The organism is Acinetobacter sp. YH12041, assembly GCF_013419975.1.
Taxonomy (GTDB): domain Bacteria; phylum Pseudomonadota; class Gammaproteobacteria; order Pseudomonadales; family Moraxellaceae; genus Acinetobacter.
The window spans coordinates 312,243-324,186 of record NZ_VOZC01000001.1; the positions used below are offsets into that span (position 1 = coordinate 312,243).

Annotated in this window: 9 protein-coding genes and 3 tRNA genes; 3 read left to right on the forward strand and 9 right to left on the reverse strand. The window is 44.7% G+C overall.

Features of this window, described 5'->3' with window-relative positions; translation table 11 throughout:
- Window positions 1–40 precede the first annotated feature (40 nt).
- Both glyS and glyQ read right to left on the reverse strand, forming a co-directional pair.
- Window positions 41–2,110, reverse strand: a complete 2,070-nt coding sequence (gene glyS / locus FTU00_RS01480; RefSeq protein ID WP_180178937.1) for a glycine--tRNA ligase subunit beta — start codon at window positions 2,108–2,110, stop codon at window positions 41–43.
- Window positions 2,110–3,099 (reverse strand): glycine--tRNA ligase subunit alpha, encoded by a 990-nt coding sequence (gene glyQ / locus FTU00_RS01485; RefSeq protein ID WP_005232423.1) that lies wholly within the window; start codon window positions 3,097–3,099, stop codon window positions 2,110–2,112. Before glyQ ends, glyS begins: the two co-directional genes overlap by 1 nt.
- A gap of 314 nt (window positions 3,100–3,413) precedes the next feature.
- Here glyQ and FTU00_RS01490 point away from each other — a divergent pair, with 314 nt between their 5' ends.
- Entirely contained in the window at window positions 3,414–4,241 is an 828-nt protein-coding gene (locus tag FTU00_RS01490) for a transglutaminase family protein (RefSeq protein ID WP_180178938.1), read from the forward strand.
- A gap of 198 nt (window positions 4,242–4,439) precedes the next feature.
- Complete coding sequence (locus FTU00_RS01495) at window positions 4,440–5,549, forward strand: HPP family protein (RefSeq protein WP_034704289.1); 1,110 nt, start codon at window positions 4,440–4,442, stop codon at window positions 5,547–5,549.
- Window positions 5,550–5,622: 73 nt separating this feature from the next.
- Here FTU00_RS01495 and FTU00_RS01500 read toward each other — a convergent pair whose 3' ends face one another.
- The 3 genes from FTU00_RS01500 to FTU00_RS01510 form a co-directional block, all read right to left on the reverse strand.
- Window positions 5,623–7,032 carry a DASS family sodium-coupled anion symporter gene (locus FTU00_RS01500; protein WP_004781797.1) on the reverse strand — a complete coding sequence of 470 codons (1,410 nt, stop codon included), beginning with the start codon at window positions 7,030–7,032 and terminating at the stop codon, window positions 5,623–5,625.
- An 84-nt stretch (window positions 7,033–7,116) separates the two neighbouring features.
- Window positions 7,117–7,899 carry a sulfite exporter TauE/SafE family protein gene (locus tag FTU00_RS01505; RefSeq protein ID WP_180053050.1) on the reverse strand — a complete coding sequence of 261 codons (783 nt, stop codon included), beginning with the start codon at window positions 7,897–7,899 and terminating at the stop codon, window positions 7,117–7,119.
- Between the two features lie 180 nt (window positions 7,900–8,079).
- Entirely contained in the window at window positions 8,080–8,352 is a 273-nt protein-coding gene (locus tag FTU00_RS01510; RefSeq protein WP_034169835.1) for a PspC domain-containing protein, read from the reverse strand.
- A gap of 250 nt (window positions 8,353–8,602) precedes the next feature.
- On the opposite strand from FTU00_RS01510, the gene FTU00_RS01515 reads away from it, so the two are divergent.
- Window positions 8,603–9,289 (forward strand): hypothetical protein, encoded by a 687-nt coding sequence (locus FTU00_RS01515; protein WP_180053049.1) that lies wholly within the window; start codon window positions 8,603–8,605, stop codon window positions 9,287–9,289.
- 156 nt (window positions 9,290–9,445) lie between these two features.
- Here FTU00_RS01515 and FTU00_RS01520 read toward each other — a convergent pair.
- The 4 genes from FTU00_RS01520 to FTU00_RS01535 all read right to left on the reverse strand — a co-directional run bounded on the left by FTU00_RS01520 (window position 9,446) and on the right by FTU00_RS01535 (window position 11,790).
- A tRNA-Lys gene (locus FTU00_RS01520) sits at window positions 9,446–9,521 on the reverse strand.
- Window positions 9,522–9,578: 57 nt separating this feature from the next.
- Window positions 9,579–9,654 (reverse strand) — tRNA-Lys (locus FTU00_RS01525).
- A 21-nt stretch (window positions 9,655–9,675) separates the two neighbouring features.
- Window positions 9,676–9,751: transfer RNA gene (locus tag FTU00_RS01530), tRNA-Lys, on the reverse strand.
- A gap of 197 nt (window positions 9,752–9,948) precedes the next feature.
- Entirely contained in the window at window positions 9,949–11,790 is a 1,842-nt protein-coding gene (locus FTU00_RS01535) for a long-chain-acyl-CoA synthetase (RefSeq protein WP_180053048.1), read from the reverse strand.
- Window positions 11,791–11,944 lie beyond the last annotated feature (154 nt).

Below are 11,944 nucleotides of genomic sequence, written 5' to 3' on the forward strand. Positions count from 1 at the left end.
AAAACCCGCTCTAAAGCGGGTTTTTTATTTCAATCAGAACTTAGTGTTGAAGCACTGAAATATCTGCAACTTTAGTGAACAGGTCACGAAGCTGAGCAAGCAGACGTAAACGGTTTGCTTTTAGTTCAGCATCATCTGCCATCACCATGACGCCGTCAAAGAACGCATCTACTGGCGCACGTAGGGCAGCCAATGCAGACAACGCAGCAGTGTAATCTTTAGAAGCGAATAGAGGTTCAACCGCTGGTGTGATTTTTTGCAGTTCAGCGAACAATGCTTTTTCAGCATCTTCTACCAGAGTTGCTTCAACCACAGCACCTTCAGGGGCAGCTTCTTTAGCAAGAATATTTGCTACACGCTTGTTCGCAGCAGCAAGCGCAGCAGCTTCAGGCAGGGCACGGAAGTGATTTACCGCATTCACACGCTTGTCAAAATCAAGTGGAGATTTTGGTGACAATGCTTGAACGGCTTGGATCACGTCAACATCAACACCTTGGTCTTCGTATTTCGCACGATAACGACCTTCCAGGAAGGCAACCGCATCTGCCAAAGTCTTGTCGTGGTCTTTCAATACATCGCCATAAGCAGCCAATGCCAGCTTGATCAGGTCTTCGATGGATACATCAAGTTCATTTTCAGTCACTAGACGCAGAATACCAATCGCAGAACGACGTAGCGCAAATGGGTCTTTAGAACCTGTAGGTGCCTGACCAATACCGAAAATACCAGTTAAAGTATCTAGACGATCCGCAAGCGCAATCGTTGTACCCGTTTTGGTTTTAGGCAGAACGTCACCAGCGAATTTAGGTAAATACTGCTCACCTAAAGATTCAGCCACTTCATCATTTTCACCTTCAAGACGTGCGTAGTAAGTACCCGCGATGCCTTGAAGTTCTGGGAATTCACCCACCAACTCAGAAGTTAAGTCGCATTTCGCAAGAAGGGCAGCTTTTTCAGCATCTTCCGCTTTGGCACCGGTAATCGGAGCCAGCGCGACAGCCAGTTTGGCAATACGTTCAGACTTGTTCCACAAAGTACCCAGTTGTGCCTGGAATACCATGTTGGCCAGTTTCTCTTTACGAGACGCAAGCGGTTGTTTCTGGTCTTGCAGGAAGAAGAATTCTGCATCTGACAGACGCGGACGAACTACTTTTTCGTTACCTTCAATGATTTGAGTCGGATCTTTAGACTCAATATTAGAAACGGTAATGAAGTAAGGCTGTAATTTGTTTTCAGCATTCACCAGACAGAAATACTTCTGGTTGTCCTGCATGGTAGTGATCAGCGCTTCTTGTGGAACTGCAAGGAAGCGTTCTTCGAAGCTGGCACGTAATGCAACCGGCCATTCAACCAGTGCAGTGACTTCGTCACGGAGATCCGCAGGAACAATGGCAATCGCATTCACTTCATCAGCCAGTGCTTTGACTTGCTGATCGATGATTGCTTGACGCTCTTCAAAAGACGCAATCACTTTCGCAGCGCGCAGGGCATCCAGATACGCATCTGCATTGGCCAGAATAATCGCTTCAGGCGCATGGAAACGGTGGCCATAAGTCACGTTGCCTGCTTTATGATCCTGAATGGTTGCATCAATCACATTGCTGTCTTTTAACAACACCACCCATTTTACCGGACGAACGAATTCAGTACGGCTAGCAGCAGAACGCATGCGTTTTGCGATTGGCAATTGATCCAGAGCATGTTGCAGGATTTGTGGCAGTAAAATGTCAAGGCTTTGGCCTTTCACATCTTTCAGGTAGCAGACTTTTTCAACTTTACCGGCCTGGAAAGTAGACACCTGATCAACCGTAATGCCTTGACCGCGCATAAAGCCTTCAAGTGCTTTGGTTGGTTTGCCTTCAGCATCATAAGCCGCTTGCACAGCAGGACCGTCAAAACGTTTTTGCGTATCCGCTTGAGCAGCATCAACATTTACGATTTTAAGTGCCAGACGACGTGGCGCTGCATAAGCTTCGATCGCATCGAAAGCCAGACCCGCATCTTTTAAGCCTTTTTCAGTTTCAGCTTTTAAAGCATCACGTAATTTTTTCAGGCTTTTTGGAGGAAGTTCTTCACAGCCAAGTTCAAATAAAACTGTATGTTTAGACATTATTTGTTCTCCGCTGATTTTTCTGCTTGAGCCGCTTCTGCTTCTACTTGAGCTTTAAGCTGAGCCAGGACTTCGTCACGTAGGTGAGGTTCTGCCATTGGGAAACCAAGTTTCGCACGTGCTGCTACATAACTGGTCGCAATTGAACGTGCCAAAGTACGCACACGCAGAATATAACGCTGACGTTCAGTCACAGAGATCGCGCCACGCGCATCTAACAGGTTAAAGCTGTGTGATGCTTTAATCACTTGCTCATAAGCAGGTAATGGCAGTTCAGCTTCGATTAAACGGGTCGCCTCAGCTTCGTAGAAATCGAACAGTTCGAACATTTTTTCTACTGGTGCATATTCGAAGTTATAAGTCGATTGTTCTACTTCATTTTGATGGAACACATCGCCATACGTCACAGTACCGAACTGACCTTTGGTCCAAACCAGATCGTAAACTGAGTCTACACCTTGCAGATACATCGCCAGACGTTCCAGACCATAAGTGATTTCACCGGTTACTGGGTAGCATTCAACACCACCGACTTGCTGGAAGTAAGTGAACTGAGTCACTTCCATGCCGTTCAGCCAAACTTCCCAGCCTAGACCCCATGCGCCCAGTGTTGGAGATTCCCAGTTATCTTCCACGAAACGGATGTCGTGAACTAAAGGATCAATACCGATTGCCTTTAAAGAATCCAGGTAAAGCTGCTGGATGTTGTCCGGGTTTGGCTTAAGCACAACCTGGAACTGGTAATAATGTTGCAGACGGTTCGGGTTCTCACCATAACGGCCATCTTTAGGACGGCGTGATGGCTGAACATAAGCAGCATTCCAGGTTTCGGGACCTAACGCACGAAGGAAAGTTGCAGTGTGGAATGTCCCTGCACCCATTTCCATGTCGTAAGGCTGTAACACGACGCAGCCTTGCTCCGCCCAGTAGTTTTGTAAGGCAAGAATTAAGCCTTGGAAGGTATCAATATGCGATATGGCGCGACTCATGGTCATCCACTTAAAATTAGAGAAAAATTGTGCTTGATTATAAGGATTTTACAGGGGAGTGGCAAAGGGTTAATACGCTGAAAATATTTTGGAAAAAATTAAAATGGTCTTCATTCATGCCAGATTTTGCGCGGCTTTGCTGCAATTTTATGCTGGAATAGCAATGGGATGAGATCCAAAAATCAGGAATAAATCAGATGTATAGCATCCTGTTCACTGAAGCGCGATAAAGTTAAACTGATCTCATACGATTGCGGTCTTAGAATTAGTTTAATCTTCACACAATATAATAATGCCTAATAATAAGGAACTTCATGACCACTTACCAAATTCAGTGCCATTTAAAATACAAGATTGTGCAATCTACCGAATTTATTTTTATGGTTCAGGTCGCCCATCATCCCGATCAGAATATTCTCGGAGAACAGCTCACTATGAATATGCCGGTCAAGTGGCATGAATTTCAGGATGCTCAGCATCAAAACCGTCATATCCGGTTGCAACTCGAACCCTGTGAGGCATTTGAACTGAACTATAGCGCGACAGTTACCCGTCAGCCGAGCATTCCGAATGATCTGAGGCAAAACTTGAGTGAAGTCAAAATTCCAGACCTGCCGGATGAAGTACTACCTTATTTGCTGGCCAGCCGCTATTGCAATTCAGATTTATTACTTGAAATGGCGAAACGCTCATTTGGCTGGATGACACCCGGCTATACGCGTGTAAAAGCCATTGAACAGTGGATTTATAACAATATTTTTTATGTCTCTGGCTGCTCTGATCAGTTTACGACTGCGACAGATGTACTGATCCACCGGGCAGGGGTATGCCGTGACTTTGCCCATTTAGGCATTGCGCTGTGCCGTGCTTTAGGAATTCCGGCACGCATGGTAGTCGGTTATGTGAAAATTGAAAAATTTTTACCCGATTTTCATGCCATTTTTGAAGCCTATCTGGAAGGCGGGTGGGTACAGTTTGATCCGACCCGTTTGGCTCCGGTCGACGAGCTGATTCGCATTGGTACTGGGGTAGATGCCGGAGATGTGGCCTTCTCAACCTATTATGGTCAGGTCGAGCTGCTCAAAATCGAACCTCTGATTAAATCTGGTTCTCATAGCGAAGCTGAGACTAAAATCACCTGACATGAATGATCTTATTGAAAATCCTATGAGAGATTGAACCGTAAAAGAGGACTAGATGGATGGTTTTTCTCTGGTGTGTGACTTAGCTTTTTAAACAGCATCCATTTAAGTGTAATTAAAAGATATAAAATAAATACATCTTTAAAGCGACTAGTTTTATAATGCGCAAAATCTGTAAACATTAAAATCAGGCGCGCCGTGTTCCATTCCAATCTCGACTGGCTCAATACCTTAAAACCGAATTTTAAAGTTCTTCCACTCAAGGACCGTTTACTCTGCGGTATTGGGGCACTACTGGGTCTCACGGTATCATCATTACTGAGTTTATGGATTCTGGGTGATTTTGAAGCCTGGTATATTGCGCCGATGGGGGCCTCTTCGGTACTGCTGTTTGCAGTTCCGGCCAGTCCCTTGGCACAGCCCTGGAATATTCTGGTAGGTAATACTATTGCTGCGGTAGTGGGTGTGACCTGTGCCTTGTTTATTGCCAGTCCGACGGAAGCTTTTAGTCTAGCGGTAGCTTTGGCTATTATCCTGATGATGACCACCGATTCCCTGCATCCACCGAGTGGTGCTGTGGCTATTACGGCGGTACTCGGCGGCAATGCGGTGCATGAACTCGGCTATGCTTTCGTTTTCTATCCGGTGCTGCTGAATTCGATCTTATTGATGGTAATTGCGATCGTCTTTAATCGAATGATTGGCAAGCGTTATCCGCAGCAGGCGCAATTGAATACCCGTTCCAAAGATCCGACCCCGACCCAGAAAGTCACTATTCAGCCGCAAGATATTCAGGAAGTACTAGATCAGCAAACCGAGCTGCTGGACATTAGTGAATATGACCTGCAAAAGATTATTCTGGAAGCGCAGGACCGAGCCAATGCCCGTGCGGTCAACCAGTTTACCTGTCAGGACATTATGACTAAAGACGTGGTGACCCTGCATGCCAATGATAATATTCAGCATGCACTGGATAAATTTAAAGAAATGAACCTGATGAGCCTGCCGGTGGTTAATGCGGAAGGCAAGCTGGTGGGAACGCTGGCCATGTATCAGGTGGTAGAATGGTTTAAACGTGCTGCAGATGTGCGCAGCAGCTGGGAACATCAGGTCAAACATATTATGACCCGCAAAGTGGTCACTGTGCAGCCATTGCAGCCGATTCAGGATCTGGTGCCCTATTTTGTGGAACGTTCTTTTAACTATATCCCGGTAGTGAGCGAGCAGCGTCTGGTCGGAATTATTAGCCGTGCAGATATTATCGCTGCCCTGAATCAGGAACTGAACCATTTTAAAATGAGAGCTTAAAGCTGTTTTGAATAGTTCTGAAAAAAAAGCACCCTCGGGTGCTTTTTAATTTGGAATCTGGATTTATTTAAACTTAGATAAAGAACCAGTAAATAAACAGGGAAACCAAGAAAATACACATGATATTCAGGACAAAGCCGACTTTCATCATTTCACTTTGTTGAATATGGCCAGTACCAAACACAATCGCATTCGGTGGTGTCGCCACAGGTAGCATGAAGGCACAAGAAGCCCCAATCCCGATCACAATCACCAGAATCTCTTTAGGCATACCCATCTGGTCGGCAATGGCGGCAAAGACCGGAACCAGTAAGGCAGCTGAGGCAGTATTACTGGTAAATTCAGTCAGGAAGATGATGAAGGTTGCCACAACGAAGATAATTACGAGAGGCGAGGAGTCACCGAAAGCATTTGCCAGTGTTTGACCTAAAACCAGAGAACTGCCTGAATCCTTCAAGACAGCACTTAAGGTCAAGCCGCCACCAAACAGATAGAGCACGCCCCAATCGGTATTTTCAGCAACCTGTTTCCATGTAGCCGTACCCAGAATCACCACCAGACAGGCTGCCAGAATCGCGATCCAGGTATCAGGCTGTGAAATACCGAAATTTTCAGTCAATTTTTTACTGAAAATCCAGGCCATCGCCGTACAGAGGAACAACACCATCGTCGCAATACGGGTGGTGGTCCAGGGAATATTTTCGGTGACAAAATTCACCTTATGATTCAGCTTTGGACGCAGCACCAGATACAGACTGATCAACATTGCTGGCAGGATGATGAACATCATTGGTAGGCCGACTTTCATCCAGTCAGCGAAGTCATAACCGAGGGCTTTGGCTGCAATCGCATTCGGTGGAGAACCGACGATGGTGCCCAAGCCACCAATACTGGCTGAATAGGCAATCCCGAGCAGAATAAATACAAAGGTTTTACGTTCTTTTTCGGCATCCAGATGCGCAAGTAAACCCAGCGCCAGAGGCAACATCATAGCTGCGGTGGCGGTATTGGAAATCCACATCGACAGGGCAGCAGTTACTAAAAAGATAGCCAGTACCGAAGCACCGAGATGTCCACCGGAGAGCGAGATAATCCATGTGGCAATCTTCTTGTCCAGTTTCTGGATATGCAGCGCCGTAGCCAAAGCAAAACCACCAAAAAACAGGAAAATCACGGGATCGGCAAAGGTAGCGAGTGCTGCCTGCATGCTAATTGGTACCAGTTCATCACCATCTGCCATCGGCATACTCAATACAATCGCCAGTACCGGTATGAGTAGGGCTGTAATCGTAATATGCAGGGCTTCGGTCAGCCATAGAATGGCGATAAAGGTCAGTAGGGCCAATCCCTTATTGGCATTTTCGTCATAGGGTAAAATATGATACAAGCCATAAGAGATCACGGCAGCGATCACAATTAAAATCCAGCCTTTGCGAATTCCTTTTGGCATGGCATTAGTCGGGGTGCGTAAAGGGTCGTTCATACAACCTCCTTGCTCAACTTTTTTATTTAAAAGCGTTTTTGAAATTCTTATAAAAGTGAATATGTGTTTTGATTAAAAAAGATATTATTTAAACAGTATAGTAGAGTGTTGTAATAATCCCACACTTTGCCAAAGTGCGTAAATCCCCAGTCCAAATAGAAAAAACAGCACCAGATATTTGAAATGTTGCTGGGAAAGTCGATGCCGTATTTTTCCCCCTAACCAGACGCCGATGAGTGCAAATAACGTGATTCCGAGCAGGATATGTCGCTGATGGGTTTGTAAAGAAATGAGGATCGGGAAGAGTAAGGTCAACTGCACCAGTTTGCTGGCAATAAAGTTGAGATTACTGATAATGACGATATCAGTTTTGGAGAGCTGACAGCTAAGCAGATACATCATCAGGAAGGGTGCCATGGCATTGGTTGCACCTCCAATCATGCCGGCCAGTAAACCGAATCCTAGCATACTGAGCTGACTGCTACTGACCCGAAGCGGAGTAGAGCGTAACTGATCCAGTACATAGAAAATAATCACCAGACCCAGTAATAATTTAAGATAGCCTTCATTGATCCAGATGAGTAATTTGACCCCCAGCACACTACCGACCAAGCTGCTTAACATGAGTGGCCAATAGTGTGAGACATAATAGCAAATGCTCTGCAACAGGCTATGTTTTGGATCGCTATTGAGCATCCAAAGGTTCAATAACAGGCAGGGGAGGATCACCAGGGTGACTGCTGTACTTAAGGCATATTCACTGGATAAGGCAGCCGTACTCAGCATAGGAAAGCCAAAACCACTGACCCCATGCAGTAATGCCGCGATCGCACACAGCCAAAGTACAATCCATTCTGCCTGCGTCATCTGAAATCCATTTCAAGTAGAAAGTATCAACTTATCCTGAATAGGCGAGTAGGGTAAAGCGTAAAATGGTAATAAGACCAAAACCTAAAAATCAGACAAAAAAAACCACGATCTTTTGGGGGGAGGACCGTGGCATAAAAATTTCACCATATGAATATTTAGGTGAAAGAGGAAACGATTTTATCGGTAGTCTTTATCCTGATTCACGGTACGCACAGGACGTTCATAATCAGTTCTGCTCGCAGCATAATCAGGCATAGAATTCTTTTTTGGCATCACTAACCATAGAACCAGATAAACTAAGATACCCGGGAAAGCAGCACTCATGACCGAAATAATCACGAAGATCAAGCGTAATAAATTTGCGTTCCAACCAAAACGTTCAGCAATACCACCCATTACACCTGCAATCATGTTTGAGCGGTTAGAGCGATATAAACCAACATTGGCCATCCAAGTCTCCTGATAGAAAAAATAAGATTGAGTCTAAAAAATGACTCATATTTATAAGAATGGAGTTTTATCTAAATTTTTAAAGTATCTATTGAAAATAAATTCGTTAAGTAATGTTACGGGAGATTAAATAATCCTTAAAAAATCACTAAGATCATAAAAATTCCATTGAATTCATTATTAAAACTTATAAGTTTTCAGTGAGTCGTCTGCCTATATAGATGTGCACCCCTTCAGGTATATTTTTAAAATGAAATCGAATGTATCGCATCATTTAAGTGGTTTATGCCGGCTTGGATTTGTGCTGGGAAGTGTTGCAGGACTGATTGCCTGTGATGACCATCAAAGCAAACCCTTACCTGATACTACGAAAACTTTGGCACAAGATGGCGTAGTCATCTCCGCCGCCAATGAAAGTTATGACACCCGTAATGCTAAATCGCTCACCCAGACTGCAACCTATAATGCATTGCCTGTAGAACCAAATGTCGATCCTAAACCTGTACCGGATTATGCCAAAAGCTATGTCGGGCGTTATCTTACCCAGATTGATTGTGACGGACGGTTTGCACCTTGTACGGAAGGGAAATCGGTGTTTATTTTGACTTTATTGCCAGATGGTACAGTGCATCGCAGTATCGTGCATTATGGCAAAGTCTTTGTGAATAATTCCAGACGAGTTCAGACCGAAAGCAATGTGACCTATCGTAAGGACCGCTGGACGATTAATCCGGAACAAACTGAACTGATCGTGGACCGTAAAGAGGGGGCAAAATTCTATTATACAATTAAAAGCCCAACCCATCTGGTCATGAATCTGGAAAAAATTTATGACGAAAAAGAACGGGCAAACCAGCAGTTATTTGATCAGGGTTATCCTGCACCTTCTAAAGCGTATGAGCTGGTCAAAGATTCTGAATTTAAGATCACTGAATAAAAGCAATAGAGTTTCTAAAGAATTTAAAACAGAGTAAATGGAAATGGCGATTCTAAAATTGTCAGGATGAATTGCGCTTAAATAAAAAGAATGAACTGAATAATATAGGAAATATTATAAGAATATTGAAAGAAGAAATAAATATAGAGGGGAGAATGGTGGGCCGTCCGCGACTCGAACGCGGGACCAATGGATTAAAAGTCCACTGCTCTACCAACTGAGCTAACGGCCCATTCGGGTAATCAAAGTAGCTTTGATTGAAGTTTCTAAAAAGAGATTTTAGAAATGATGGTGGGCCGTCCGCGACTCGAACGCGGGACCAATGGATTAAAAGTCCACTGCTCTACCAACTGAGCTAACGGCCCATCAGGGGATATCAAATTTAATGGTGGGCCGTCCGCGACTCGAACGCGGGACCAATGGATTAAAAGTCCACTGCTCTACCAACTGAGCTAACGGCCCTGAACCAACAATCAAGCAAGGCTTAATTGTGCAGTGCAAAAGAAACTAAAGAGTTCTGAAAGCACCACTTTGTTTGATGGAGCGTATTGTAGCAAGATCTCATTGCAGCGCAAGTAAAAAATAACAAAGTTGCCTATGTTTGATTATAAATACAACAATTCTGCTTTATCTAAACAAAAAATAGGCAACTTCAGCACTTAGAAACGATATTGATAGGCTTGAATGTTCTCAAAAATTTCTTGAGTCAGCTCACAATACGCATCGCTCCCTGGCAATAAAACCAGCAAGCGTTCATCGGTCTTGTTTGGGTCAAAAGCCTGTTCTTTCAGTTTGTTTTTCTGATACTTGAAGGTACCGGTCGTTTCTACCTGTTCTTGAATGCGCAGAAAAACTGGAACTGCATATGCAGGCAGACAGCGTTTAAAGGTGCTGACCATATTTTTCAGGTCTTGCTCATCCAGGGTGCTTCCCGGTTGCAGGGTAATTGCAGCCATACCGGCACGGCCATTGGTATTTGGAATTTCTACACCATAAACTACAGCTTCGATAATTTTGTCATACTCGGTCAGCATGTTTTCGACTTCAGTCGTTGAAACATTTTCACCTTTCCAGCGGAAGGTGTCACCGAGACGGTCGACAAACTGGGCATGACGGAAACCGATATTACGCACCAGATCGCCGGTATTGAAGTAGGAATCACCTTTACTGAACACGTCATGCATGATGACTGCCTTGTTCTTTTCCGGATCGGTATAACCATCGAAAGGGGAGCGGCGGGTAATTTTACCGATCAATAAACCGGTTTCACCTTTTTTTACCCGTTTGCAGCGACCTTTGGCATCACGCACAGGCTCATTTTTATCTTTATCAAATTCGATAATGGCATAAGGCGTTGGTGAGAAACCGACAGTATTGTCAAAGTTAAAGACATTGCTGAAACCGACATTACCTTCACTTGAGGCATACAGTTCCAGTACTTCCTTGATGCCAAAACGGGATTTGAATTTATCCCAGATATTCGGGCGCATGCCATTACCAATCATCTTGGTAACGCGATGGCCTTTTTCCAGTTCAGACGGTGGCGCATCCATCAGGTAGCGGCAAAGTTCACCCACATAACCAATCGCAGAAGCATCAAATTTTTTGACATCTTTCCAGAAGGAAGAGGTGGAGAATTTACGGCGGATGGCAAAAGTACTGCTTCCGGCAATCACCCCACACCAGCACACCACAATACCTGTCGCATGATAAAGCGGCAGGGTGCAGTACATCACGTCATCTTTATTCAGGTTCAGGACATGGCCATAGGTGCCATAGGCGAGTGTCCAGCGGCTATTGGTAAAGATCACCGCTTTAGGTAAGCCGGTAGTACCTGAAGTATAGATATAGAACAGGCCGTCTTTGCCTTGTACCGAATGCGTAGTCGGTGTATTGAATTTCGGGAACTGGTCAATCTGCTCTGCTAGGTTGATAAACCCTTCAGGTGCTTGTCCGGTATTTTCTTGTGTGTTCTGATCGGCAAACCAGTGGAAACGGTCAGCGGCAATATTGAGATTATTGCGGATTTCATCAACGGCAGCACGGCACTCTTCACCGACAATGACTGCAATCGGTTTCACCAGGTTAATACTATGTGTCAGGACTTTACCGACCTGAGAGGTATTCACCAGCGCAATCGTGATGCCTAGCTTGGCCAGACCAATCACACTGGCAATGAACTCCGGACGGTTCTCGACCATTACAGCCACCACATCACCTTTCTGTGCACCGAGAGAAAGGTAGAAATGTGCGATCTGGTTCGCCCAGCCATTTAGGTGAGCATAGGTATAGGACTGATCCTCAAAACGTAATGCAATACCTTCAGGATTACGCTGCGTTGCTTTTTCAAAAGCCAAACCCAGGCCTGCGGGCGTATTGGGAGTACGTAAATAAGCCTGTCGCAGTCCGTTCAGCAGATTAGGGACCTTACTGATGAAGGCAGGGATTTTGGCTGCGACATCTGCAATGCCAATAAGATCGGGTTGGTTCGTCTGGGTCATGGGCGTCCTATTATTTTTCGTATCCAATGCGTTTAATTTATATGCAATAAACGGATGATAGCCATCTTTTAGCGTGTTGAAACTAGAGTAATCAACCTATTCTGACAAAATCTAGCAAAAAAAACCTAGCCACCGAAATGACTAGGTTTTTTAG